Source organism: Nonomuraea roseoviolacea subsp. carminata (genome assembly GCF_024172185.1).
Lineage (GTDB): Bacteria > Actinomycetota > Actinomycetes > Streptosporangiales > Streptosporangiaceae > Nonomuraea > Nonomuraea roseoviolacea.
The window spans coordinates 5,471,914-5,498,400 of the sequence record NZ_JAMZEC010000001.1 but is presented as its reverse complement, the minus strand read 5'-3'; the positions used below and the strand labels follow the sequence as shown (position 1 = coordinate 5,498,400).

Here is a 26,487-nt window from a genome sequence, read left to right as displayed (position 1 = left end):
TCGCGGGAGTCAGGCGTCACAGTTCGTTGTCGATGAGGGCGAAGATCTCCTCGTCCGAAGCCGAGTCGATCTTGCCCACCACCGTGTCGGGGCGTCCGGAGCCCTCCGGCTCCGCCCCGAACCGCGCCAGGCTGCTCTGCAGCACGGCGACGAGCTTGCTGCGTACGGCGTCCGCGTCCTCCTTGGCGCCGGCCAGCATGGAACCGACGTGCTCCAGGGCCGTGCGCAGCGTGTCCTCGGGGGACGGCGCCTGCGGCACGAGCGTGCGGAAGAGGTGTTCGGCCAGCGAGTTGACGGTCGGATGGTCGAAGACGAGGGTCGCGGGCAGCCGCAGGCCGGTGTCGGCGTTGAGCCGGTTGCGCAGCTCGACGGCCGTGAGCGAGTCGAAGCCGAGGCGGTTGAAGGCCCGGTCGGCCTCGATGTGGTCGGCGCTGCCGTGGGCGAGGACGGCCGCCACGTGCGACCGTACGCGGTCCGTGAGCAGGCGCAGCCCTTCGTCCTTGGTCAGGACGGCGAGCCTGGAGACCAGCCCGGCCACGCCGTCGCCCCGCTCTCCGGCGGCGCGCCTGGGCGTCCGGGTGAGGCCGCGCAGCACGGACGGCAGCTCCCCGGCCTCGGCGCGGGCCCGGAGGCCGGCGTTGTCCCAGCGGGCGGCCACGACCAGTGGCTCGGCGCCCGCCACGGCGCGGTCGAACGCCTGGAGGCCCTGGTCGGGGGTCAGGGGAGCGATGCCCGCCCGCGCCAGCCGGGCCACGTCGGCGGCCTCCAGGGTGCCGCCCATGCCGGTGCCGCCGGTGTCCCAGAGTCCCCAGGCGATGGACACCGCCGGAAGACCCAGCCCGCGCCGGTGCTCGGCCAGAGCGTCCAGGAAGGCGTTGGCCGCGGCGTAGTTGCCCTGACCCGCGTTGCCCAGCACCCCCGCCAGCGACGAGAACAGCACGAACAGGGAGACATCCCCGCTCAGCTCGTGCAGATGCCAGGCCGCGTCCGCCTTCGGAGCCAGGACCGTGTGCATCCGCTCCGGCGTCAGCCCCTCCACCACCGAGTCGTCCAGCACACCCGCCGTGTGAACCACCCCGGCCAGCGACGGAATCCCATCGAGGAGCTCCCGCAACGCCGCACGATCAGCCACATCGCAGGCCGCCACCCGCACGGAAGCGCCCAACCCGGACAGCTCCGCCACCAGCTCACCGGCCCCAGGAGCATCCGGACCGCGACGCGAGACCAGCACCAGCTCCCGCACCCCATGCCGCTCCACCAGCCGCCGCGCCACCAAAGCACCCAGCCCGCCGGTGCCACCCGTCACCAGCACCGCGCCAGAGACCCGCTCCGCCTCCGGCGCCGTCTCCTGGCCGCGGCGGGCCAGACGCGGCACCAGCACCTTGTCCCCCGCCACCCGCACCTGCGGCTCACCGACCGCCACCACCCGCGCCCAGTCCGAGAACCCCTCCTCCACCTCCGCCAGCACGAACCGGCCCGGCTGCTCCGACTGCGCCGACCGCACCAACCCCCACACCGCACCCGCCGCCACATCACCCGGCCGCGTCGCGAACACCACCGGCTCAGCGCCCTGACCGGCCACCGCCTCCAGCACCCGCCCCGTCAGAGCACGCACCGCCGACGGCACATCCGAACCCTCGGACACGCACCACACCACCGACGGCACCACACCAGCGACACCACCCGCCGGAGCCTCCACCCACTCCACCCCGTACGACACGGAGACGGCGGACGGCCCGGCCAGCGCGCCCGGAGGCACGGGCCGCACGCGCAGGGAGCCGAGCGAGAACACCGGCCGCGCCGACGCGTCGGCCGCCTCGACCTCGCACCCGTCCGAGCCGATCGCCCGCAGCCGCACCCGCAGGTCCGTGGCGCCGGCCGCGTACAGGCGCGCTCCCCGCAGCTCGAACGGCAGCCGCAGCTCGCCCTCCGGCGCGGCCACGACCAGTGGGTGGAACATCGCGTCGAACAGCGCCGGATGGATCCCGTAGCCGGCGACCTCCACTCCTTCGGGGGCCGTCACCTCGGCGAACAGCTCGTCCCCGCGCCGCCACAACCCCCGCAACCCCTGGAACGACGCCCCGTACTCGTAACCACGCTCCGCCAGCCGCTCGTAACCACCCTCCACCTCCACCGGCACCGCACCCGCAGGCGGCCACACGGCCGCCCACGACGCGGAGCCGGGCTCGGCGGCGGCGACGCCGATCGCGCCGGACAGGTGCCGGGTCCAGCCCGCCTCGGGGTCGTCGGCCGGCCGGGAGTGCAGCCGCACCGGCCGGGCCCCGGAGGCGTCGGGACGCTCGACCACCACCTGCACCGCGACCCCGCCACGCTCGGGCAGCACCAGCGGCGCCTCGAACATCAGCTCCTCGACCAGCTCGCACCCCGTCCGCGCGCCCGCCTCCAGGATCATGTCCGCCATGGCGGCCCCGGGCAGGACGACCGTCCCGGCCACCCGGTGGTCGGCCAGCCACGGCGCGCCGGCCACGGACAGGCGGCCGGTCAGCACGGTCGGCCCGTCCTCCGCCAGGTCCACCACCGCGCCCAGCAGCGGGTGCCCGGCCTCTGCCAGGCCCGCCGAGGGCAGCGCCTCGGACAGTGCCGCGGCGCGGGCGGGCGGGCTCAGCCAGTAGCGCCGCTTGTCGAAGGCGTACGTCGGCAGGTCCGTACGGGTGCCGCGGCGGAACAGCGCGGGCCAGTCGACCGGCAGTCCGGCGACCCAGGCCCGCGCCAGGCAGGCGGCGAGCGCGTCCGGCTCCGAGGCGTCCCGCCGGTGCAGCGGCACGATCACGGCGTCGTCGCGGGTGACGCAGTCGTGCGCCAGGCCGGACAGCACCGCCTTCGGCCCGACCTCGACGAGGACGCCGATCCCCTCGTCCTCCAGGCTCCGTACGAGGTTCTGGAACATCACGGGCAGCCGGATCTGCTCCAGCCAGTAGCCCGGGGAGGTCCAGCGGGTGTCGGCCAGTCCGGTGAGCCCGGTGGCGTAGGCCAGGCGCGGCTCGCCGAACCGCACGGCCGCCAGCTCCGCGGCGAACGCGTCGAGCACCGGCTCCATGAGCGGCGAGTGGAAGGCGTGGCTGACGGGCAGGCGGCGGGTGCGGCGGCCGAGCTCCTGCCAGCGGCCGGCCACGGCGAGGCAGGCGTCGGCGTCGCCCGACAGGACCACGCTGCCGGGCCCGTTGACGGCCGCCACCGAGACCAGGTGCTCCAGCCCGGCGAGGGAGGGCCGGATCTCGTCCTCGCCCGCCGCCACCGCGACCATCGCGCCCGGCGTGGTGACCTGCTGCATCAGCCGGCCGCGGGCCGCGATGAGGCGGGCGGCGTCGGCCAGCGACCACAGGCCCGCGGCGTGGGCGGCGGCGAACTCGCCGACCGAGTGCCCGGCGACCGCCGAGGGCGCGAGGCCCAGCGACTCCAGCAGCCGGAACGCGGCCACCTCGAAGGCGAACAGCGCCGGCTGGGTGTAGACGGTCTCGTCGAGCAGCGCCGCCTCCGGCGTGCCGGGCGCCGCCCACATCACCTCGCGCAGCGGCCGGTCGAGGTACGGGTCGAGCGCGGCCCACGCCTCCTCCAGGGCCGCGGCGAAGACCGGTGAGATCCCGGCCAGCTCCTTGCCCATGCCGGGCCGCTGGCCGCCCTGGCCGGTGAACAGGAAGGCGGCGCGGGCGTGCTCCGGGGCCACGCCCTCGATCACCGTGGGGGCGGGCTCCTGGCGGGCGTACGCGCCGAGCGCGGCGGCCAGGTCGCCGGAGTCGCGGCCGAGGACGACGGCGCGGTGCGGGAAGCGGGCCCGGGTGGTGGCGAGCGAGTGCGCCACGTCGGCCGCGTCGGGGGCGGCCGGCGTGTCCCGGGTGCCGTCCTCGCCGGGATGGGCCGGGCCGCGGGTGGTCGTGAGGTGGGCGTGCAGGCGGGCGGCCTGACCGCGCAGGGCGGCGGCGCTGTACGCGCTGACCGGCCACACGAGCGGCGTCCCGGAGGCGGACTGGGAACCCTGGGTGGTCTCGGCGGGAGAGGCCGGTTCTGAGGCAGGGGTGGGTTCGGCGGTCGAGGCTGGGGCCGGGGCGGGCTCCGGGACGTACTCCTCGATGATGGCGTGCGCGTTCGTGCCGCTGATGCCGAAGCTGGAGACGGCCGCGCGGCGCGGACGCTCGCCGCGCGCCCATGCGCGGCCCGAGGTGAGGAGCCGGATGCCGCCGGAGTCCCAGTCGGCGTGCGGCGTGGGCTCCTGAACGTGCAGCGTGGGCGGCAGCGCGCCGTGTTCGAGCGCCTTGACCATTTTGATCACCCCGGCGACGCCGGCCGCGGCCTGGGTGTGGCCGATGTTCGACTTGACGGACCCGAGCCAGAGCGGCCGGTCGCCGTCGTGCGCCCGGCCGTACGTGGCGAGCAGGGCCTGCGCCTCGATCGGGTCGCCCAGCGTGGTGCCGGTGCCGTGCGCCTCCACGACGTCCACCTCGTCCGCGCCGATCCGCGCGTCCGCCAGCGCCTGCTCGATGACCCGCTCCTGCGCGGGCCCGCTCGGCGCGGTCATGCCGTTGCTCGCGCCGTCCTGGTTGACGGCCGAGCCCCGGATGAGCGCGAGCACGCGGTGCCCGTTGCGGCGGGCGTCGGACAGCCGCTCCAGGACGAGCACCCCGACGCCCTCCGACCAGGCCGCCCCGTCGGCGGTCGAGGAGAACGACTTGCACCGTCCGTCCGGCGACAGCGCGCCCTGCCGGCAGAACTCCACGAACGCGTCCGGCGACACCAGCAGCGTGACGCCGCCGGCCAGCGCCAGCCCGCACTCCTCCTGCCGCAGCGCCCGCACGGCCAGGTGCAGGGCCACCAGCGAGGACGAGCAGGCCGTGTCGACGGTCAGCGACGGCCCCTCCAGGCCCAGCGTGTACGAGACGCGGCCCGACATGACGCTCGGCGTGCTGGACGACAGCAGCGTGCCCTCGACCGAGCCGGGGATCGAGCCGTGGACGAAGCGGGAGGAGTAGTCGTTGTACATGTTGCCCGCGTACACGCCGGTGCGGGAGCCGCGCAGCGTCGTCGGGTCGATCCCGGCGTGCTCCAGCGCCTCCCAGCACGACTCCAGGAACAGCCGGTGCTGCGGGTCGGTGCCGAGCGCGGCGCGCGGGCTCATCCCGAAGAACGCGGCGTCGAAGTCGGCCGCCCCCTCCAGGAAGCCGCCGTGCCGCGTGTACGTCTTGCCGAGGGCGGCCGGGTCCGGGTCGTAGAGGTCGGTGTCCCAGCCGCGGTCGGCCGGGAACTCGCTGATCGCGTCGCCGCCGGAGGCGACGAGCTCCCACAGGTCGTCGGGGCCGGTCACGCCGCCGGGATACCGGCAGGCCATGCCGACGATCGCCACCGGCTCGTGCCGGCGGCCCACGTCCTCGGCCAGCCGCCGGCGGGTCTCCGCCAGCTCGACGGTGACCCGCTTCAGGTACGCGCGGAGTTTGTCCTCACTCGCCATGGCCAGGCCTTTCCACCACGGGCTTCAGGGGGGCCGTCATGGCCCGGTTGTCGATCAAGGCGAAGATCTCCTCGTCGGAGGCGGAGACGATCTCCTCGGCGGCGCCGCCCGGCCGGCTCGGCGTGGCGGCGGGCGCGGCGGCCGGGGCGGCTCCGAGGCGGCCGAGCGCGCTCTGCAGGATGGCGACGAGCTGGCCGCGCAGCGCGTCCGCGCCGCCGTCGGCGGCCAGCAGCACCGACTCGGCCTGGTCCACCGCCGTCCGCAGCGCGTCCTCGGGCGACGGGGTGTCGGGCGCGAGGGTCCGGTAGAGGTAGCCGGCGAGGGCGGTGACGGTCGGATGGTCGAAGACGAGGGTCGCCGGCAGCCGCAACCCGGTCTCGGCGTTGAGCCGGTTGCGCAGGTCCACGGCGGTCAGCGAGTCGAAGCCCAGCTCGTTGAACGCGCGTTCCACGTCCACCTGCTCGGGGCTGCTGTGCGCGAGGACGGTCGCGACGTGCGAGCGCACCAGCGCGGTGAGGTGCGCGCGGGCCTCCGGCTCGGCCAGGGTGGCGAGCCGTTCGGCGAGCCCCGGCCCCTGCGCGGGTCCGCCCGGCCGCGTGGCCGACGTGTTCCGGCCCGGCGCGCTCTGGAGGGTACGGCGGGACGCGCGGACCAGCCCGCGCAGGACGGGCGGCAGGTCGCCGGCCTCGGCCCGGTCGCGCAGCCCGGCCCGGTCCCAGCGGGCCGCCACGACCACCGGCTCGGCGCCGTCCAACGCGGCGCCTCCGAGCGCGGCGCCTCCGAGCGCGGCGTCGAACAGGTCGAGGCCCTCGTCCACGGTCAGCGGCGCGATGCCGCCCCGGGCCAGCCGGGCCACGTCGGCGCCACCCAGAGCGCCCGCCATGCCGCCCTTGTCCCAGAGCCCCCAGGCGATGGACACGGCCGGCAGGCCGAGGTCACTGCGGTGCAGGGCGAGCGCGTCGAGGAAGGCGTTGGCGGCGGCGTAGTTGCCCTGGCCGGGATTGCCGAGCAGGCCCGCGACGGACGAGAACAGCACGAACGCCGCCAGCGGCCGGTCGCGGGTCAGCTCGTGCAGGTGCCAGGCGGCGTTCGCCTTGGGCGCCAGGACGGCGTCGAGGTGCTGCGCCGACAGGCCCTCCACGACCGCGTCCTCCAGCACCCCGGCGGTGTGGACCACACCGGTCAGGGACGGGATCTCGGCCAGCAGGGCGGCCAGCGCGCGGCGGTCGGACACGTCGCAGGCCACGACCCGGACGTCCGCGCCCATGGCGGTCAGCTCGCCGGTCAGCGCGCCGGCTTCCGGGGCGTCGGGGCCGCGGCGTGAGACGAGGACCAGCTCGCGCACGCCGTGCCGCTCCACCAGCCGCCGCGCCACCAGGGCCCCCAGCCCGCCGGTGCCCCCGGTGACGAGCACGCTGCCCGCGGCCATCGTGTGCGCCCCGCCGTCCCCGTCGCCCGCATGACGCGTCACGCCGTCCGCACCGTCAGGCGAGGGTGAGGTCGGGGACGAGGCGGGGGGCTGGGCCGGGGAGCGGCGGATGAGGCGGGGAGCCAGCAGGCCGCCGTCCTCGCCCGCCGCGACCTGGGTCTCCCCCACCGCGATCCCGCCCGCCAGCGCCTCCCATCCGGAGAAGCCCTCCGGCAGCTCGGCCAGCGCGAACCGGCCGGGATGCTCCGACTGGGCCGACCGCACGAGCCCCCACACCGCGGAGCCCGCCGGGTCGCCGGGGCGGGTGACGAACACCAGCCGCGACCCCGCGTACCGCTCGTCGCCGAGCCAGCCCTGAACGAGGTCGAGCACCTGGTGCAGGGTGTCGTGCGCGGAGTACGGCAGGTCGGCGGCGTCCCCTCGGCAGGGGGCGAGGACCAGCCCGGGGATCTCGCCCGTGCTCATGTCGGCCACGGAGGCGAGGTCGTAGTAGCGGGGCGCGCCGATCCCGGCCGCCGCCAGCTCGGCGTCGATCTCGTCGGCCAGCTCGTCGAAGCCGACCACGGCCCACCGCCGTCCGGCCGGGTCCGCCGGGGCGGACTGGACGGGGGTCCAGTCGAGGACGTAGGAGGCGGCGCCGATGCCGGCGCGGGCCGCGTCGCCGGTGCGCGGCACCCTGCGCAGCGTCAGCCCGCGAGCCGCCGCGACCGGCCGCCCGTCCCCGTCGTACGCGGCCAGGGCGATCGTGTCGCCGTCCCCGTCGCCGTCGGTGATGCGGACGCGCAGCGCGCCCGCTCCCACGGCGTCCACGCGCACCCCCTCCCAGGCGAACGGCAGCAGCAGGGTCGCCGGGTCGTCCGCGCGTTCCAGCACCACCAGGTGCAGGGCGGCGTCGAGGAGCGCGGGGTGCAGCGTGTAGCGGTCGGCGCCGTCGGCCGCGTGCTCGGGCAACTCCACCTCGACGTACGCGACTCGGTCGCTGCGCCAGGCGGCGCGCAGCCCCTGGAACGCGGGCCCGTAGTCGTAGCCGCGCTCGGCCAGCCGGCCGTACAGGTCGTGGAGGTCCACCGGCTCGGCCTCGGGTGGCCAGACGGCGAGCGGCGCGGGCGCGGCGTGAGGATTGGCCGGGTCGACGGCAGCGGCCGAGCCGTTCACGGCGGTGGCCGAGCCGTTGACAGAGGCCGAGCCATTCACGGCGGCCGAGCCGTTGACGATGGCCGGGGCGTCGGCGCCGGGTGGGGCGAGGAGGCCGGTGGCGTGGCGGGTCCAGGGGGCGTCCGGGTCGTCGGCCGGGCGGGCGTGGACGGCCAGCGCGCGCCGCCCCCCTTCATCCGGGCCGCCCACCGAGACCTGCGTCTGGAACGCCCCCGTCTCCGGCAGGTACAGCGGCGCCTCCAGCGTCAGCTCCTCGACCGTCTCGCACCCGGCCGTGGCGGCGGCCTCCAGGGCCAGCTCCACGAACGCGGTGCCCGGCAGCAGCACACCCCCGTCCACCGCGTGGTCGGCCAGCCACGGGACGGCGGCCCGCGACAGCCGTCCCGCCAGCAGGAAGCCGTCGTCGGCGGCCAGCGGCACGGAGGTGTCCAGCAGCGGGTGGCGCGAGGAGCCGCCGGTGGCGGTGACGGGGTCGAGCCAGTACCTCTGGCGTTCGAACGGGTATGTGGGCAGGCCCAGGTCGCGGCGGGGCGCGGGACCGAGCGCGGCCGTCCAGTCGAGGGCCACGCCGAGCACCCACGCCTGGCCCAGCGCCCGCAGCAGCCGCTCCCGGCCGCCGTCGCCGCGCCGCAGCGTGCCGGTGGCGCCGCCGGGCAGGCCGGCCGCGGCCAGCGTGTCATCGATGTGGCCGACCAGCGTGGGGTGCGGGCTGGTCTCGATGAACAGGGTCGTTCCGGAACCGGCGACAGTCTCGACGGCCTGCCGGAACAGCACGGGGTTGCGCAGGCCGGCGAACCAGTACTCGGCGGTCAGGGTGGCCGCGTCCACGAAGTCCCCCGCGTACGAGGAGCAGAAGGCCGTACCGGCGGTGCCGGGGCGCACGTCCGCGAGCTTGGCCAGCAGCTCCTCGCGCAGCTCCTCGATGTGCGGGGTGTGGGCGGCGTAGCCGATCGCGACGCGCCGCACCCGCACGCCCTCGGGGCAGGCCGCGGCGAACTCCTCCAGCGCGTCCGCGTCGCCGCCGACCACCGAGCTGGCCGGGCCGCTGTGCACGGCGGGCCACAGCCGGCCGTTCCACGGCTCCAGCAGCTCCGCGACCCGCTCGGCGGGCAGGGAGACGGCCAGCATGCCGCCGCGGTCGCCGAGCCGGACGAGCGCCCGGCTGCGCAGCACGACCATGCGGGCGGCGTCCTCCACGGACAGCACGCCGGCGACGCACGCCGCGGTGATCTCGCCCTGGGAGTGGCCGAGCACGGCGGCCGGCGCCACGCCGTACGAGCGCCACAGCTCCGCCAGCGACACCATGACGGCGAACAGCACGGGCTGGATGACGTCCGCCCCCTCCAGCGGGGGCGCGCCGTCCGCACCGCGCAGCACGTCCACGACGGACCAGCCGGTGTGCGGGGCGACCGCGCGGTCGCAGCGCTCCAGCCGCTCGCGGAAGCCGGGGTCGGTGTCGAGCAGGTCCACGGCCATGCCGGCCCACTGGGAGCCCTGGCCGGGGAAGACGAACACCGGCCGGGGGTCGTCGAGGGCCGTGCCGGTCGTGAGCGCGGCGTGCGGGGCGCCCGCGGCGAGCGCGTCCAGGGCGGCGACCAGCTCGTCGCGGTCCCGGGCGACGACCACGGCTCGGTGCGCGAACCCGGTCCGCCGGGCCAGCGCCCTCCCGGCCGCGCCCAGCTCTCCCTCGGCGGAGCGGGCGGCGTGATCGCGCAGCCGTACGGCCTGCGCGCGCAGCGCGGACTCGCTCCTGGCCGAGAACGCCCACACGAACGCCTCGCCCGATCCGCCCTTGCCTGCCCCTTCCTCGCCCGTCATGTCCCTGTCCGCCCCGTTCGCGGCCAGCCTGCTCGCGTTCAGCCTGTTGGCGGCCGACGCCGCGGTCTCGGGGGCGCTTTCCAGGATGAGGTGCGCGTTCGTGCCGCTGATGCCGAAGCTGGACACCCCGGCCCGCACCGGCCCCGCACCGCCCCCCGGCTGCTCGCCGGCCCCGGTCAGCTCGACAGGCTCGGTCAGCAGCCGTACGCCGGAGGCTTCCCAGTCGACGTGCGGGGTCGGATCCTCCACGTGCAGCGTGCGCGGCAGGGTCCGGTGCTCCAGGGCCTTGACCATCTTGATCACGCCGCCGACCCCGGCCGCGGCCTGGGTGTGGCCGATGTTCGACTTCAGCGACCCGAGCCAGACGGGCGCGGCGGGCTCGCGGGCGGAGCCGTACGCGGCGATCAGCGACTCGGCCTCGATGGAGTCGCCCAGCCGGGTGCCGGTGCCGTGCGCCTCGACCACGTCCACGTCGCCCGCGGTGAGGCGGGCGTCGGCCAGGGCGAGCCGGATGACGTCCTGCTGCGCCTGGCCGTTCGGCGCGGTGAGGCCGTTGCTCGCGCCGTCCTGGTTGACCGCGCCGCCCCTGATCACGGCGAGGACCGGGTGCCCGTGGCGGCGGGCGTCGGACAGCCGCTCCAGGAGCACCATCCCCGCGCCCTCGGCCCAGCCGGTGCCGTCGGCGGCCGACGAGAACGCCTTGCACCGCCCGTCCGGCGACAGCCCGCCCTGCCGGCTGAACTCCACGAACATGCCGGGCCGCGACATCACCGTCGCCCCGCCGGCCAGCGCCAGCGCGCAGTCGCCGCGCCGCAGCGCCTGCACCGCGAGGACGATCGAGACGAGGGACGAGGAGCAGGCGGTGTCGGTGGTGATGGCCGGGCCCCGCAGGCCCAGCAGGTACGAGATGCGGCCGGAGACGACGCTGAGCGCGGTGCCGGTCAGCAGGTGTCCCTCGGCGGCGGCGTCGGGCTGGTCGAGGCGCGGGCCGTAGTCGGGGGCCATCGCGCCGACGAACACGCCGGTCGCCGAGCCGCGCAGCGTCGCCGGGTCGAGCCCGGCGCGTTCCAGGGTCTCCCAGCAGACCTCCAGGAGCAGGCGCTGCTGCGGGTCCATGGCCAGCGCCTCGCGGGGGCTGATCCCGAAGAACGCGGCGTCGAACCGGTCGGCGTCGTGCAGGAAGCCGCCCTGCCGGGTGTCGCTGGTGCCGGACCGGTCGGGGCCGGTGGCGAACAGCGCGCCGAGGTCCCAGCCGCGGTTGGCGGGGAAGTCGCCGACGGCGTCGGTGCCGCTGCTGACCAGCCGCCACAGATCGTCGGGCGAGGCCACGCCGCCGGGGTAGCGGCAGCCCATCCCGACGACCGCGATCAGGTCGCCGTCGCCGTCGGCGATCAGGTCGCCGTCGCCGTCGCCGTCCTCGTCGTGGTCGGCGTCACGGTCGTGGTCATCGCCGTCGCGATGGTCGTGGTGGTCGTCCTCGGGGGTGCCGATGGGGCTCGCGGCGGCGTGCGCGGCGTTCCCGCTGGTTCCGGCGGCGAGGAGGGTGTGGAGGTGGTCGGTGAGGCGTTCCGGGGTGGGGTGGTCGAACAGCACGCCCGCCGGGAGCTTCAACCCCGTCGAGGCACGCAGCCGGTCGCGCAGCTCCACGGACGCCACCGAGTCGAACCCGAGGTCCTTGAACGTCCGGCCCGCCTCGATCCCGGCGGCGTCCGCGTGGCCGAGGACGCGGGCGGCGGCGCCCAGCACCAGGTCCCGCACCTCGGCCCGGCTCATGCCACCGTCGTCCGCCGTCCCCGAACGGGCGGGGCCGGCGTGGGTGTGGTCCGCGGGCGTGCGGTCCGCCCGTGGACGGGGGGCGATGCGCCCGGGCTCGGCGTACGGGCCGTAGGGCTTGCGCTGGAAGGGGTACGTCGGCAGGTCGATCGGCCGCGCGCCCGGCGTGACGCACGGGCCCGACCAGTCCACCGGGGCGCCCTGCGCGTACGCCTGCGCCAGCGACCGCAGCACCCGCTCCGGCCCGCCCTCGCCGCGCCGCAGGGTCCCGGTGACCCCCACGTCGCGTCCGGCGGCCTCGGCCGTCTCCTCGGCGCCGGTCACCAGCACGGGGTGCGGGCTGCACTCCACGAGCAGTTCGCAGCCGGCCTCCAGCGCCGCCTCCACGGCCTGGGCGAAGCGCACCTGGTGGCGCAGGCTGCGGTACCAGTAGCCGGCGTCGAGCCCGGCCGTGTCCATCGGCTCGCCCGTCAGCGTGGAGACGAAGGTCGTGGCCACGCTCACCGGCCGTACCGGGGCGAGGGCCGCGAGCACCTCGTCGCGTACGCCCTCGACCTCCTCCGAGTGGGAGGCGTAGTCGACGGGGACGAGCTTGGGACGGTGCTCGGAGAGCCGGTCGGCCAGCACGGCGAGCGCGTCACGCGGTCCGGAGACCACGACCGAGCGGGGACCGTTGACGGCGGCGACCGACACGGGGACCGCCGCCTCGGTGATCGCGCCCGTCACGACGTCCAGGGGCGCGGCGACCGACATCATGCCGCCGTGGCCGGTGATGCCGGCGATGGCGCGGCTGCGCAGGGCCACGACGCGGGCGCCGTCCTCCAGGCTGAGGGCGCCGATGACCGTGGCCGCCGCGATCTCGCCCTGCGAATGTCCGACGACCAGGCCGGGCTCCACGCCGTGGGAGCGCCACACCTCGGCCAGGGAGACCATGACGGCCCACAGGGCGGGCTGCACCACGTCGACGCGGTCCGGTCCTGGGGCGCCGGGGGTCTCCTGGAGGACGTCCATGAGGGAGTAGCCGGTGAAGGGGGCCAGCGCCTCGGCGCACTCGGCCAGGCGGGCGGCGAAGGCGGGGGACGAGGCGAGGAGTCCGCGGGCCATGCCGGCCCACTGCGAGCCCTGCCCGGGGAACACGAACCCCACCTGGCCGGCCGCGCCGCGGGCCGGGGTGGCGTCCGCTTGGGGGTTGCGGGTGGCGCCTGTTCCGGGGTCCTGGGAGGCGCCCGTTCCGGCGTTCCGGGTGGCGCCCGGTTCGAGGCTCGGGGACGCGGTGCCGACGATGACGTCGTCGTGGGGCTGTCCGGCGGCCAGGGCGCGCAGCCCGGCCAGGCGCGTGGCGCGGTCCGTTCCCAGGACGACGGCGCGCCGCTCGAAGACCGCCCTGCCGCGTACCAGGCTCATGGCGACGTCGCCCGGGGCGACGGCCGCGTCCTCGGCGAGGGGCAGGAGGCGGCGGGCCTGCTCGCGCAGGGCGGCCTGGTCCCGCGCCGACACCACCCACGGCGCCGCCTCTCCCGCGGTCACCACGCTTTCGGGGCCCTGATCCTCTGCGGCCTCCCCTTCCGACGCCGTGTCGGCGGCGGCGAGGAGCGCGGCCCGGGAGGTGGGAGCACCGTCGGGAGTCGGGGCACTCTCGGCGGCGGGCACGCTCTCCGAGGCGGAGGCGCTCGCCGCGGCCGGGGCGCTCGTGGAGAACGGGGCGTCCTCGGAAGCGGAGGCTCGGGAGAGACCGGCTTCGGTGCCGGGGGCGGGCGGGGCGCCGAAGGGGTCGGGGCCCGTGGGGGTCGTGGGTGTGCAGAGGTCGGTGACGGCCTGTTCGGCGGTAGGCGGCTGAGAAGATGGTGCGGCGGGGGATGACGGCCCGGGGGCCTCCGTCAGGAGGAGGTGGCAGTTGGTGCCGCCCATGCCGAACGAGCTGACCCCCGCCACCACCGCCCGCCCGTCCTCCGGCCAGTCGCGGCGCGCGCCCACGACCTCCAGCCGCAGCTCCGGCAGCGGGATCTCCGGCGGCGGCGCCTCGAAGTGCAGGCTGGCCGGCACCGCGCGGTGCCGGAGGGCGAGCACCACCTTGAGCAGCCCGGCGATCCCCGCCGCGCCCTCCAGGTGGCCGATGTTGGTCTTGGCGGAGCCGACGAGCAGCGGGTCGTCCGCCGGGCGGGAGGCCCCGTAGGAGGCGCCGAGGGCGGCGGCCTCCACGGCGTCGCCCACCTTGGTCCCGGTGCCGTGCAGCTCGACGTACCGCACCTCGGCGGGGTCCACCCCGGCCCGGGCGCAGGCGAGGCGGATGACCTCCTCCTGGGCGTCGCGGCTGGGCACGGTCAGGCCCTCGCCGCCGCCGTCGTTGTTGACGGCCCCGCCGAGGATCACGGCGTGGACGGTGTCGCCGTCGGCGCGCGCGTCGGACAGCCGCTTGAGCACGACCAGCCCGCCGCCCTCGCCCCGCACGTAGCCGTTGGCGCGGCGGTCGAAGACGTGGCAGCGGCCGTCGGGCGAGAGGGCACCGAGCCCGGCGATGGCGTCGGTGGTGTCGGCGAGCAGGTTGAGGTTGACGCCGCCGGCCAGGGCGAGGGCGGTCTCGCCGCGGCGCAGGCTCTCGCAGGCCATCTCCACGGCCACCAGCGACGACGACTGGCCGGTGTCGAGGGTGAGGCTGGGGCCGCGCAGGCCGAGGAAGTAGGAGACCCGGTTGGCGATCATGGCGCGGTTGGCGCCGACGTACGCGTGCCGGCCGCGCTCGTCCGCGCCGAGCCGGGCCTGGAGGGCGGCGTGGTCGTTCGAGATGGCGCCCAGGAAGACGCCGGCGGCGCTGCCGCGCAGGCCGGTGGGGACGACGCGGGCGTTCTCCAGCGCCTCCCAGGCCAGCTCCAGGACCAGGCGCTGGTGCGGGTCCATGGCCGCGGCCTCGTTCGGTGAGATGCCGAAGAACGCGGCGTCGAAGCCGTCCACGGACGACAGGAACCCGCCCCGCCGGTGCGCCGAGCCGGGCCAGCGGTCCTCGGGCGCCTCGGTGACCGCGTCCACGCCGTCGCGCAGCAGCCGCCAGAACTCCGCCGGACCGGCGGCCTTCGGGAGCCGGCACGCCATGCCGACGACGGCGATCGCGTCCGGCCCGCCGGTCCCCGCCCGCTGTGTCGACTCACCAGCCATCAATGCGCCACCTCAAGCCTCGGGCGCCATTCGCCATGGCGCCGCCGGTTTATTCGGACGGCCCGGAGAAATGCTCCGCGGCATTTGGTTCAGCGGCTCCCGCATAGTTGTCGATAAGACACTAAGGCGGTGCTCCATTTCGGGGACACGGTCGCCGACTGGCACCTTGTGGCCGCCGTTAGTGGCCAGCGCCGGCCACCGCCGGCGGCCTTGACCCCGGGCGTTCGCGCACGCAATGAATTACGGACGGAGAAAGCCGCCGGGAGGAGACCACATGTCCGTCGAGGCACCTCTCAGCAACGGCCAGCTCTTCAGCTGGCGGGAGATCGAGCGGTATCCGGAGGACTGGCTGCACGAGGCCAACCTGGCCACGACGTGGGACCTGCGGGGCCTGACGAACGAGCAGGTCACGACGACTCTCGGGCGGCTGGTGGACCGGCACGAGGCGCTGCGCACCACCTACCACCCGCGCGGTGACCGGCCGGCGCAGGTGGTCCACGACGCGGTGAGCCTGCCGGTCGAGCGGGTGGACCGGGTGGTCACCGACCCGGGCGAGCACGAGCAGACGAAGGCGGAGCTGGTGGCCGAGCCGTTCGCGATGAGCGGCGACCTGAACTGGCGGGCCCGGCTGGTGAGCACCGGCGGCGCGCCCCTGTACATCAGCCTGGCCTTCTCCCACCTCATCCTGGACCTGTGGTCGATCCACCACCTGCAGGACCAGTTCAAGGCGCTGCTGGCCGACCCGGGCGCCACCGCCGCGACGGGGTTCACGCCGCGCGAGCTGGCGCGGCGCCAGCGCGAGGAGTCCTGGCGGCCCCGGCAGGAGAGCTCCGAGCGCTACTGGCGGGACGTGCTGGCCCAGGGGCTGATGGACGGGCTGCCCACGCTGCCGGCCCGGGTGAAGCGCAACCGGCTGGAGCTGACGCTGCACTCGCGGCGCCTCGGCGGGCTGGCGGCCGAGGCGGGACGCCGGCACGGGGTCACCGCGCCGGCCGTGGTGATGGCGTTCGTGGCCGCCGGGCTGGCCCGTCACCTGGGCACCGAGCGGGTGACGATGAGCCTGATGTCCTCCAACCGGTTCGCCCAGGAGGACCAGCACAACGTGGGCACGATGAACCAGCTCATCCCGTTCGTCACCGCCGTCGATCCCGGCGCCACGCTGGCCGAGCACATCAGGCGGCTGCACTGGGCGGGCGCGCGGGCCTACCGGTACTCCTGTTACGACTTCGACCGGATCGCCGAGATCGCTTCGGCCGAGGCAGACACCGACCCCGGGCACGACTGCTGGGTGAACCACCTGTTCCGGGCCTGGTTCAACTACATCCAGGTGGACCGCCGGCCCTCGGACCCGGCCGACAAGAGCCCGGCCGAGCTGGCCTGGACGCCGCTGGCGCAGCAGTACGGGCAGGCGTTCCGGGTGCGGGTGGCGGTGCAGGGCGGCCGTACCAGTGTGCTCATGCTGGCCGACCCCGAGGTGCTGCCCGCCGAGGCGATGACGGACATCATGCGGACGCTGGCGCTGGGCGCGCAGCTCGCGGTCGCCGACCCGGACCGGCGCCTGGCCGACCTGTGGGAGGGGCCCGGCCGCGACCTGCCGCCGTCGCTCTTCCCCCGCGACCTCCCCGACCCGCCCTCGTGACCGCCACGGCCACCTTGGAGACACCTGTGGAACGCACCCTGCACCAGTGGTTCGCCGGCTCCGTGGCGCGCTTCGGCCACCGGGTGGCGTTGGAGGCGGGCGGCGCCCGCCACACCTACGCCGAGCTGGACGACCTGGCCGCCCGCCTGGCCGCGCGCATCCTCGGGGCCGGCCCCCGCGGGCGTCCGGCGCGGGTGGGCCTGTACGCGGCGCGCGACACCCTGGCCTACGCCGGCTACCTGGCCATCCAGCGGATCGGCGCCACCGCGGTCCCCCTCAACCCCGCCATGCCGCCGGCGCGCAACCTGGCCGTCGCCGGGGCCGCCGGCCTGGACGTCGTCCTGGCCGACGCCGCGCGCGGGCCGCTGCCGCCGTTCCCCGCTCCGGTGCTCGCCCTCACCCTGGACGACCTCGGCGGCGACCGGGCGGAGCCGCTCGCGCCGCCGGACGGGGTGGACGGCCTGGCCTACGTGCTGTTCACCTCGGGCTCGACGGGCGCGCCCAAGGGCGTCCCGCTGCGGCACCGCTCGGTCGGCGCGTACCTGTCGCACGTCGTCCCCCGGTACGGGCTGGGCCCGGGCGACCGGACGTCGCAGACGTTCGACCTGACCTTCGACCTGTCGGTGTTCGACATGTTCGCCACCTGGGGCGGCGGGGCCACGCTGGTCGTGCCGAGCCGGTACGACCTGCTCAAACCGGTGGCGTTCGTGGCCAGGGAGCGGCTGACGCACTGGTTCTCGGTGCCGTCGGTGGTCTCGCTCGCCCTGCGGCTGCGCCGGCTGGCCCCCGGCTCGATGCCGTCGCTGCGCTGGAGCCTGTTCTGCGGGGAGCCGCTGACGCTGCGGCAGGCCGACGCCTGGCGGGAGGCCGCTCCGGGCAGCGTGCTGGAGAACCTGTACGGGCCGACCGAGCTGACCATCTCCTGCGCCGAGTACCGCCTGCCCGCCGACCGGGCCCGCTGGCCGCGGACGCCCAACGGCACCGTGCCGATCGGCCTGCCGTACCCGGGGGTGCGGCACGCCGTGCTGGACCCGGACGGGCGGCCGGCGGCGGAGGGCGAGCTGTGCCTGCGCGGGGTGCAGCGCTTCCCCGGGTACACGGACCCGGCGGTCAACGAGGGGCGTTTCGTCGCCTTCGACGGCGAGCGGGCCGTGCCCGCCGAGGCGGCCGGGGTCATGGCGGACGACCTGTGGTACCGCACCGGCGACCGGGTCGCCTGGCGCGACGGCGTCCTCGTCCACCTGGGACGGCTGGACCAGCAGGTCAAGGTGTCGGGGCACCGGGTGGAGCTGGGCGAGGTGGAGGCGGCGCTGCGCGCCAGGCCGGGCGTGGACGAGGCGGTGGTGCTGGCGCTGCCCGGGGCGGACGGCGAGCTGGAGCTGGAGGCGGCCTGCACGGGCCGGGGCCTCGACCCGGTGGCGCTGGTCAGGGGCGTCGCGGAGGTCCTGCCGGGCTACATGGTGCCGCGCTCGGTGACCGTGCTGGGCGAGCTGCCGCTGAACGCCAACGGCAAGGTGGACCGCCGCGCGCTGGCCACGACGCTCCGGACCTGACGAACGTCGACGGGCACGCGAAGGCGGGGGCCGGTGACCGGCCCCCGCCCTTCGACGCGCCTCAGCGGACCGGCGGGAACGCCGGGAGCGTCGTGAGCGCCTGCCAGAGCGAGCCGACCGTCGCGAACGTCGACTCGTCGAGGAGGTCGTCGGGCAGCTCGACCGCGTAGCCGTTCTCGATGTCGACCAGCAGCCGCACGACGCCCATCGAGTCGAGGCCGAGGCCGGCGAGCTCGTCCCGCGCGGACAGCTCCGCCGAGTCGGCGTACGGCAGATGCGCGCGCAGAAGGCTCTGGAACTGGCTCGGAATTTCAGACATCGTCATCCGCCAATCTGCCAGAAAAATCCATTCGCAGAAAAGACTCCGGGAATGGCGCGGCCCCGGTCAAGACGACCGGGAAAGAGCACGCTGGCAGGTTGTCGCACGTCCAAGCTGTCAGCGCGGCCCGCTTGTCACGGTCCCGGGAAAAGCCAATCCTCGATTTATTCGGTAGTCCGACGATCACCGGCGGTGGAGGCCGAGTTGTCCGCTGTGAGAACCGCGAACCTGTGCTGGGGGCAGCGCTACATCTGGTTGCGCGTCCACCAGCTCCCGCCCGGGCACCAGCACGAGACGCACATCGTCCTCACCCTCGACGTGCCGGCCGGCGTCACGCCCGGCCACTGCCAGGCGATGCTCACCCACCTGGTACGGCGGCACGAGACGCTGCGCACCACGTACCACCTGGACGCCGGCGAGCCCGGCACCGGGCCCGTGCAGCGGATCCACCCGCCGGGCGCCCTGAAGCTGCGCGAGGTCACCGTGGAGCGGGACGGCACGCCCGCGCCCGCCGAGGTGGTCGAGGAGCTGAGCACCCGGCCGTTCGACCTGGCGGGCGAGTGGCCGCTGCGCGCGGCCGTCATCACCGCCGGCGGCGTGGCCAAGCGGGTCGTCCTGGTGCTCAACCACCTGGCCGTGGACGTGTGGACGCTCGGCGAGCTGAAGCGCGAGCTGCGCACGCAGGGCGCCGCCCTGGCCGCCCGCCGCCCCGCCACGGTCATGCCGGTGCGCCACCAGCCGTCCGACCTGGCCCGCCACGAGACGTCGGCCGACGCCACGGTGGTGGCCGCCCGGTCGATCGCGTACTGGCAGGAGGAGGTCGCGGCGCTGCCCGCGGACCCGTACGCCGCCCGCCGCCGGAGCGTCCTCACGACGGACGAGCCGCCGGCCCGGCACGCCTCGCTGACCTCGCCCGCCCTGCTGGACGCGACCCGCCGGATCGCCGCCCGGCACGGGGTGTGGCCGTCGCTGGTCCACCTGGCCGCCCACACCGCGCTGACCGCCGCCTACACCGGCCTCGCGTCGGTGAGCCACCTGTCGTTCGTCAGCAACCGCGAGTCGCACCCGTACCCGGACGTCCTGACCTGCATGTTCTCGCCGACGTTGGTGCGCGTGGACTGCTCCGGCGACCCGGCGTTCGGCGACCTGCTGGGCCGCGTGGCCGCCGCCTTCGCGCGGGCCAAGGAGCACTCCTACCTGCCGTACGACGAGGTGGTCGAACTGGTGTCCCGGGAGGGGTCGCGGCGCGGCCGGGAGGTGCGGCTCGGGCCGGAGGTCAACTTCATCAAGCAGCGCTCCAAGGACTACGGGGGCCGGCGCACCGCCTTCACCTGGCACCCGGTCCCGGAGGCGTGGGCGCACGCCGGGTCCGAGGCGTACCTGCGGGTGGACGAGTGGCGCGACGCGGTCGCCGTGTCGCTGCAGGCGGCCTCGCCGGTGATGGACGCGGCGGCCGTGGAGGCGTTCCTGCGCGGCCACGAGGCCCTGATCCTCGCCTGCGACGCCGACCCGGAGGGCGGCCCGCGCCTCGGCGACGTCGCCCGGCTGGCCGCCCTGCCCGAACCGCCCCCGCCGAGCCGGCCCGCCCCACCGGACCACACCTCGACAGACCACGTCTCGACCGGCGGGCCCATGATCGGCGAGGAGGCCGCCCATGACCTCTCCGCCGCCGTCCGGGTCGTCAACGGGCTGTCCCGCCTCGACCTCTCCGACAGTTACACCCTCGCCGGAGGCCGCGCCCTGCGCATCCCCCGGGTGCTGGCCGAGCTCCGCGAGCGCGGCTGGCAGGGCCTGACCCTCCGGCAGCTCGCCGGGCCGGTCCCGCTGGGCGTCCTCGCCGACCGGCTCGTCCCGATCCGGCCGCTCGCGGAGCGCCACCGTCCATCAGATCTCACGCGACTCGGAGTGAAGCCATGAACCACGCCGTCACCGACCGAGTGACCAAGACGCACCGGCTGGTCGCCTCGGAGCAGGAGCTCCGCGACGCGATCGCCCGCGAGCTGCCCGCCTCCGGCCTCGGCGACCTGGTCGTCATGGGCGGGCACTTCATGCTGTTCGAGGACGAGGCGACCGGCCGGCTCGTGCCGGGCGTCGTCGAGGAGCAGAAGGACGAGACCATGCGCCGCCGCGTGGCGGGCCGCGTCGGCATCTTCCCGGGCTACACGTGGGAGCTGTCGCTCGACCTGCTGGGCGAGTACGCCGAGGCGGGCGTCTCCGGCCGGCTGCTCCTGCTGATCAACGACTGGCAGTACGTGCCGGCCCACGGCCGCCCGGCCAGCGAGCTGCGGGCGGAGTTCTTCGAGGGCTTCACCACGCTGCCCACCTCGTACGAGAAGGCGCTGTGCGACTACGGCCTGCCCGCCGAGCTGGTGCTGCCGAGCCGCAAGCACCAGCTCGCCTTCCCCGAGACGTGGCTGAAGTACCGCTTCCAGAAGGCCGCCGACCGCTTAGTCAAGCAGGGCCTGCTGGAGAAGCGCTACCTCGACGCCGCCGACGACACCGGGCGGCGCGACGCCGAGGTGGCGTTCGTGGACGCCGACGGCAACTACCGCACGCTGATCAGCTGCGGCATCACCGGCTGCGCGGGCGAGATCACCGAGATGGTGTCGGAGGTGCACAAGGCCGGCTACCGCAACCTGCTGATCTTCGCGCCGGGCGAGTGCCTGATGCCGGTCCAGACGGGCGTGGACATCGCGCTCAACCTGTACGGCCTGCCGGACATGCGCGTGGTGATCGCCGACCCGGGCGGCAGCGGCGAGATGTCCACCGACGACATCTACGCCAAGCTCGTCACCGTCAGCACCCTCAGGAGCTGACGCCATGAAGGTCATCTACCTGGACGCCTGCGCCACCACCCGCGTCGACGACGAGGTGCTGGACGCGATGCTGCCGTACCTGCGCGAGGAGTTCGGCAACCCGTCGTCGCCGCACGTGCTGGGCAAGCGGGCCCGCCGGGCCGTGGACGCGGCGGCCGAGTCGGTGGCGCGGCTGGTCGGCGCCGACCCGGACGCGCTGCTGTTCACCTCCGGCGCGACCGAGAGCAACAACATCGCGCTGCTCGGCGCGTTCGCCCACGACGACCGGGCGCCGGTCAACGGGGTGTTCTGCCCGACCGACCACAAGTCGTCGCTGGCGGTCGGCCGCGCGCTCGCGGCGCGCGGCGTGGACGCGCGGACGGTCCGGGTCGGCCCGGACGGCCAGGTGGACCTGGTCCACCTCGACGGGCTGCTCGACCTGCACACGCGGGTGGCCACGGCCGCCTGGGTGAACAGCGAGATCGGCACCGTGCAGCCGGTCCACGCGATGGCCGCGCTCTGCCACGACGTGGGCGCCCTGCTGCACGTGGACGCGGCGCAGGCGGCCGGGCGGGTGCCGATCGACGTGCGGGAGGCGGAGATCGACCTGCTGTCGCTGTCGGCGCACAAGCTGCGCGGCCCGAAGGGCGTCGGCGCCCTGTACGTGCGGCCGGAGATCCGGCACCGGCTGCGGCCGGTCATGTTCGGCGGCGGGCAGTACGAGCTGCGCAGCGGCACCGTCCCCACGCACCTGGTGGTGGGCCTGGGCAAGGCGGCGGAGCTGGCGCTGGCGCGGGCCGAGGCGGACCTGCGGCGGGTGCGCGAGCTGCGCGCGACGGCGCTGGACATCCTCGCCGCCGGAATCCCGGGCCTGCGCCTGAACGGCGACCCGAGGGGCGGCGTGCCGCACGTGCTCAACGTGGTCCTGCCGGGGGTGCGCGGCGAGAGCCTGGTCTCCAGCCTGACCACGGTGGCGCTGTCCACCGGGTCGGCCTGCAACTCCGGGTCGCAGGAGCCCTCGTACGTGCTGACCGCCATCGGGGTGGACGCCGAGGACGCCAACAGCTCCGTCCGGATCTGCCTGGACCCGCGGATGTCGTTCGAGGACCTGGTGACCGGCGTGGAGACGGTCGTCGAGCGCGCCCGGGGCCTGGCCGGGGTGGCCGTCGCGATGCGCGGCCACCAGGTCGTCTGACGTCGTGGAGGCGGGGGTGGCGGTCAGCCGGCGTTGCGCAGGAAGCTCCTGGCCGCCGCCACCCCCGCCTGGAACCTGCTGGTCGCGTCGAGGTCGCGCATCAGCGTGGCGATGTGCCGGCGGCAGCTCCGCACCGACATGCCGAGCTTCCTGGCCACGACCTCGTCGGTGTAGCCCTTGGCCATCAGCGCGGCGATGGACTGCTGGAGGTCGTCGGCCACGTCGGCGTAGCCGAACTCGATGCCCTCCAGGGGCGTGGCCATCTCCCACAGGTGGTTGAACAGGTCGAGGAAGAACTGCGCGATGCCGTGGTCGCGGACCCGCGCGACGTTCGCCTCCTCGCCGCCGGAGCCGAACATGACGACCAGCGAGCGGTCGAACACCACCGCCGAGCGCGGGATGTGGCTCAGCGTGTAGACGACCGCGCCCGCGTCGGTGAGCCGCTTCATCCGCATGCGGGTGGACACGTCGCCCCGGTTGCGGTGCTGGCAGATGATGCGCACCACCACTCCCCTGGCCAGCAGGGCGAGGAACGTCTCCGACAGGTCGCCGGTCACGCCGCCGCCCGCCTGGAGCACCAGCACCTCGTCGCGGCAGCCGTCGCTGGCGGTCTTGAGGAAGCCGCGCACCTCCATGGAGCCCACCAGGTAGTCCACGGCGCGCGGGGCCGTGGACGCCTCCGCCGCGATGTAGTCGGGCTGGAACGTGCCGATCCGCTCCCGGATCTGGTCGATCAGCTCGCGCCGCTGGTAGATCTCCCGCTCGACGGACGACACGAGCGAGGCGGCGGCCAGCTCCGGGTCCACGGGCGTGAACCGCAGGCCCGCGCTGTCGTCCACCCGCAGCAGCCGGCTCTCCACCAGGTGCTCCACCGCCGCGCTCACCTCGCGCACGGCCAGGCCGAGGTCCTCGGCGGCCGCCTCGACCGACTCGATCGCGCCCTTGCGGGCGGCGTAGCGGTACACGTCTGTCACATGGTCGCCGCCGGCCGGGGAGCGACCGGGGAACAGTGCCGTCATGGTCATGGACTTGCCTCCTTGCTCACGAGTCACCGGGCGGCGAACTGCTCCGCCACGGAGATCACGTACTGGCCGTAGGCCGATTTCTCCAGCTCGACGCCGAGCCGGTGGCAGGTCTCGGCGTCGATGTAGCCCATCCGGAGGGCGATCTCCTCCAGGCACGCGATCCGCACGCCCTGCCGCTGCTCCAGGAGCTGGACGTACTGTCCGGCCTGGAGGAGCGCCTCCGGGGTGCCCGCGTCGAGCCAGGCGAAGCCGCGGCCGAGGTCGACCAGCTTGGCCTTGCCCCGCTCCAGATAGGCGCGGTTGACGTCGGTGATCTCCAGCTCGCCCCGCGCCGACGGCGAGAGGTTCTTGGCGATGTCGACGACGTCGTTGTCGTAGAGGTAGAAGCCGACGACCGCCCGGTTGGAGCGGGGCGCCGCGGGCTTCTCCTCGATGGACAGCAGCCGGCCGCGCGCGTCGGTCTCGGCGATGCCGTACCGCTCGGGGTCGCGCACCGGGTAGCCGAACAGGACGCAACCGTCGATGTCGCGGCACTCCTGCCGCAGGATCTCCTGGAAGGAGTAGCCGTGGAAGACGTTGTCGCCGAGGATGAGCGCCACCGGGTCGTCGCCGATGTGGTCGGCGCCCAGCACGAGCGCCTCGGCGATGCCGTTCGGCTCCGGCTGCTCGGTGTAGGTGATGCGCAGCCCGAGCCGGGAGCCGTCGCCCAGCAGGCGGCGAAGCTGCGGCACGTCCTCGGGCGTGGAGACGATGAGGATGTCGCGGATCTCGGCCAGCATCAGCACCGAGAGCGGGAAGTAGACGAGCGGCTTGTCGTTGACCGGCAGCAACTGCTTGGAGACCGCCAGCGTCGTGGGCAGCAGGCGCGTGCCCCGGCCGCCGGCCAGCAGGATGCCCTTCATCGAAACTCCTTGAGACTGGAGGCTCCGGGCTTGCGCCCAGGGCACGAAAACTGCACTCCACCTGCGTTCGCTTCATGGAAAGTAGGTGACTCTCCTAAAATTGATCTGTGAGGACGGCGTACAAGTGCCGGGCGTACCCGACGCCTGAGCAGGCCAGTGCGTTGAATCGCACGTTCGGGTGCGTACGCGTCGTCTGGAACCGCACTCTGGCCTGGCGGCGTGCCCGATACCGCACCGAGCGGACGAAGATCGGCTTTGTCCAGGCGAACGCCTATCTCACCGCGATGAAGGCCACCGATGAGCTGGCATGGCTGAACGAGGTGTCGTCGGTGCCGTTGCAGCAGGCGATCCGGCACCAGCAGGCGGCGTTCACGAACTTCTTCGCCGGACGCGCCCGGTATCCGCGCTACAAGTCCCGCACGGGACGGCAGTCGGCCGAATACACCCGCTCGGGGTTCCGCTACCGTGACGGGCGGCTGTGGCTGGCGAAGATGGACGCGCCTTTGGCGTTCGTCTGGTCCTGGCCCGAGGTCGACCCGGCGTCGATCGACCCGACCACGGTGACCGTCTCCCGGGGCCCGTGCGGGCGGTGGTATGTCTCCTTCGCCGTCGATGTCGCTGTTCCCGACCGGCTGCCGGCGACCGCAGCCGTGGTCGGCGTCGATCTCGGGGTGAAGGACTTCGCCGTCACCTCCGACGGCGACAAGATCCCCAATCCGCGCCATCTGGCCAAGCGGGAGCGCAACCTGGCCCGCTACCAGCGCCGCCAAGCACGCAAGGTCAAGGGGTCGAGCAATCACCGAAAGGCGAAGGCCAAGGTCGCCCGCGCCCACCGGAAGGTACGCGCGTCCCGGACGGACTTCCTGCACAAGACCAGCACGCGGCTGGTCCGCGACCACGACGTGATCGTGATCAAGGACCTGGCCGTGGCCAACCTGGTCCGCAACCCCAGACTGGCCAAGGCCATCTCCGACTGCGGGTGGGCCGCCTTCCGCCGCATGCTGGGATACAAGGCGGCCTGGTACGGGCGTCGCTTGATCGTGGTCGACCGCTGGCTGCCCAGCTCCAAGACCTGCTCGGCTTGTGGGCACCTGCTTGAGCGGCTTCTGCTCGGCATGCGGACGTGGCAGTGCCCGTCCTGCGGCACCCGGCACGACCGGGACCTCAACGCCGCGAAGAACATCCTGGCGGCAGGTCTTGCCGTGTCTGCCTGCGGAGGTGACGTCAGACACTCCGGGTCCGCCCGGGTGCAGTCGCCCATGAAGCAGGAACCCCGACCTGCGAAGGTGGGAATCCCCCGCCTCTAGGTGTGGGGAGAAAGTCAAGTGTCCCCCTCGTGTCGGTACCACGCGACGGTCTCGGCCAGCCCCTCCTCGAAGGGCACCAGCGGGCGGTGGCCGAGGCCGCGCAGCTTGGAGTCGTCCAGGGAGTAGCGGCGGTCGTGCCCGGGCCGGTCGGCGACCCGCCGGACCAGCTCGGGGCCGGCGCCGCAGGCGCGCAGCAGCAGCGCGGTCAGCTCGCGGTTGGTCAGCTCGGTGCCGCCGCCGATGTGGTACACCTCGCCGGCCACGCCCTTCTCGACGACCTGGTGGACGCCGCGGCAGTGGTCGTCCACGTGGATCCACTCGCGCGCGTTGCCGCCGTCGCCGTACAGGGGGACGGGCCGGCCGGCCAGCAGGTTCGTCACGAACAGCGGAATGAGCTTCTCGGGGTGCTGGCGGGGCCCGTAGGTGTTGCCGCAGCGGGTGACGCGCACGTCCATGCCGTGGGTGCGGGCGTAGGCCAGGGCCATGAGGTCGCCGGCGGCCTTGGAGGCGGCGTACGGGGAGTTGGGCCGCAGCGGGCTGTCCTCGGTCCAGGAGCCCGCGTCGATCGAGCCGTACACCTCGTCGGTGGAGACCTGGACGAACGTGGGCACGCCCGCGTCGAGCGCGGCCCGCAGCAGCGTCTCGACGCCCGCCACGTTGGTGCGCACGAACCGGTCGGCGGCGGCGATCGAACGGTCCACGTGGCTCTCGGCGGCGAAGTTGACGACGAGGTCGTGGCCGGGCATGAGCCGCGACACCAGGCCGGGGTCGGCGATGTCCCCGCGGACGAAGGTCAGCCGCCGGTGGAGCAGCACCGGCTCCAGGTTGGCGACGTCGCCGGCGTAGGTGAGGGCGTCCAGCACGGTCACCTCGGCGTCGTCCCAGCCGGGGTAGGCGCCGCCGAGCAGGTTGCGGACGTACGCCGAGCCGACGAACCCGGCGGCGCCCGTGACGAGGATCCGCATG

The 26,487-nt window shown here is 74.8% G+C and carries 12 protein-coding genes; 6 read left to right on the top strand and 6 right to left on the bottom strand.

Features of this window, described 5'->3' with window-relative positions; translation table 11 throughout:
• Positions 1-16: 16 nt before the first annotated feature.
• Together HD595_RS25520 and HD595_RS25515 are read right to left on the bottom strand one after the other, a co-directional pair.
• Positions 17-5,461, bottom strand: a complete 5,445-nt coding sequence (locus tag HD595_RS25520) for a type I polyketide synthase (protein ID WP_253773171.1) — start codon at positions 5,459-5,461, stop codon at positions 17-19.
• Positions 5,451-14,786 (bottom strand): type I polyketide synthase, encoded by a 9,336-nt coding sequence (locus HD595_RS25515; RefSeq protein ID WP_253773169.1) that lies wholly within the window; start codon positions 14,784-14,786, stop codon positions 5,451-5,453. Before HD595_RS25515 ends, HD595_RS25520 begins: the two co-directional genes overlap by 11 nt.
• 274 nt (positions 14,787-15,060) lie before the next feature.
• On the opposite strand from HD595_RS25515, the gene HD595_RS25510 reads away from it, so the two are divergent.
• The gene (locus tag HD595_RS25510; RefSeq protein ID WP_253773167.1) at positions 15,061-16,425 is read left to right on the top strand and encodes a condensation domain-containing protein; all 1,365 of its coding nucleotides are present in this window, start codon (positions 15,061-15,063) and stop codon (positions 16,423-16,425) included.
• A gap of 26 nt (positions 16,426-16,451) precedes the next feature.
• Positions 16,452-17,978, top strand: a complete 1,527-nt coding sequence (locus HD595_RS25505) for an amino acid adenylation domain-containing protein (RefSeq protein ID WP_253773165.1) — start codon at positions 16,452-16,454, stop codon at positions 17,976-17,978.
• A 61-nt stretch (positions 17,979-18,039) separates the two neighbouring features.
• On the opposite strand, the gene HD595_RS25500 is transcribed toward HD595_RS25505, so the two are convergent.
• The gene (locus HD595_RS25500; RefSeq protein ID WP_217708089.1) at positions 18,040-18,297 is read right to left on the bottom strand and encodes a phosphopantetheine-binding protein; all 258 of its coding nucleotides are present in this window, start codon (positions 18,295-18,297) and stop codon (positions 18,040-18,042) included.
• 213 nt (positions 18,298-18,510) lie between these two features.
• On the opposite strand from HD595_RS25500, the gene HD595_RS25495 reads away from it, so the two are divergent.
• From HD595_RS25495 to HD595_RS25485, 3 genes are read left to right on the top strand one after another with little or no spacing between them, the layout of a single operon-like run.
• Entirely contained in the window at positions 18,511-20,214 is a 1,704-nt protein-coding gene (locus HD595_RS25495; RefSeq protein ID WP_253781311.1) for a condensation domain-containing protein, read from the top strand.
• On the top strand, positions 20,211-21,113 hold the full coding sequence (locus HD595_RS25490) for an LPD16 domain-containing protein (RefSeq protein WP_253773163.1): 903 nt from the start codon (positions 20,211-20,213) through the stop codon (positions 21,111-21,113). Before HD595_RS25495 ends, HD595_RS25490 begins: the two co-directional genes overlap by 4 nt.
• 4 nt (positions 21,114-21,117) lie before the next feature.
• Positions 21,118-22,287 carry a cysteine desulfurase family protein gene (locus HD595_RS25485; RefSeq protein WP_253773161.1) on the top strand — a complete coding sequence of 390 codons (1,170 nt, stop codon included), beginning with the start codon at positions 21,118-21,120 and terminating at the stop codon, positions 22,285-22,287.
• Between the two features lie 23 nt (positions 22,288-22,310).
• Here the strand turns inward: HD595_RS25485 and HD595_RS25480 are convergent, their stop codons facing one another.
• Both HD595_RS25480 and rfbA read right to left on the bottom strand, forming a co-directional pair.
• A complete protein-coding gene (locus HD595_RS25480; protein WP_253773159.1) occupies positions 22,311-23,312 on the bottom strand; it encodes a hypothetical protein in 1,002 nt (333 codons plus the stop codon).
• A gap of 23 nt (positions 23,313-23,335) precedes the next feature.
• Positions 23,336-24,214, bottom strand: coding sequence for a glucose-1-phosphate thymidylyltransferase RfbA (gene rfbA / locus HD595_RS25475; RefSeq protein ID WP_253773157.1), 879 nt, complete (start codon positions 24,212-24,214; stop codon positions 23,336-23,338).
• A 107-nt stretch (positions 24,215-24,321) separates the two neighbouring features.
• Between rfbA and HD595_RS25470 the strand changes: the two genes are divergently transcribed.
• Positions 24,322-25,521 (top strand): RNA-guided endonuclease InsQ/TnpB family protein, encoded by a 1,200-nt coding sequence (locus HD595_RS25470; RefSeq protein ID WP_253773155.1) that lies wholly within the window; start codon positions 24,322-24,324, stop codon positions 25,519-25,521.
• 14 nt (positions 25,522-25,535) lie between these two features.
• On the opposite strand, the gene rfbB is transcribed toward HD595_RS25470, so the two are convergent.
• Complete coding sequence (gene rfbB, locus HD595_RS25465) at positions 25,536-26,486, bottom strand: dTDP-glucose 4,6-dehydratase (RefSeq protein WP_253773153.1); 951 nt, start codon at positions 26,484-26,486, stop codon at positions 25,536-25,538.
• Position 26,487: the final 1 nt, after the last annotated feature.

Excerpts from the sequence above, each read along its gene's own strand:
- HD595_RS25520 (WP_253773171.1), bottom strand. The coding sequence starts at position 5,461 with ATGGCGAGTGAGGACAAACTCCGCGCGTACCTGAAGCGGGTCACCGTC.
- HD595_RS25515 (WP_253773169.1), bottom strand. The coding sequence starts at position 14,786 with ATGGCTGGTGAGTCGACACAGCGGGCGGGGACCGGCGGGCCGGACGCG.
- HD595_RS25510 (WP_253773167.1), top strand. The coding sequence starts at position 15,061 with ATGTCCGTCGAGGCACCTCTCAGCAACGGCCAGCTCTTCAGCTGGCGG.
- HD595_RS25500 (WP_217708089.1), bottom strand. The coding sequence starts at position 18,297 with ATGTCTGAAATTCCGAGCCAGTTCCAGAGCCTTCTGCGCGCGCATCTG.
- HD595_RS25490 (WP_253773163.1), top strand. The coding sequence starts at position 20,211 with ATGAACCACGCCGTCACCGACCGAGTGACCAAGACGCACCGGCTGGTC.
- HD595_RS25485 (WP_253773161.1), top strand. The coding sequence starts at position 21,118 with ATGAAGGTCATCTACCTGGACGCCTGCGCCACCACCCGCGTCGACGAC.
- HD595_RS25480 (WP_253773159.1), bottom strand. The coding sequence starts at position 23,312 with ATGACCATGACGGCACTGTTCCCCGGTCGCTCCCCGGCCGGCGGCGAC.
- rfbA (WP_253773157.1), bottom strand. The coding sequence starts at position 24,214 with ATGAAGGGCATCCTGCTGGCCGGCGGCCGGGGCACGCGCCTGCTGCCC.
- rfbB (WP_253773153.1), bottom strand. The coding sequence starts at position 26,486 with ATGCGGATCCTCGTCACGGGCGCCGCCGGGTTCGTCGGCTCGGCGTAC.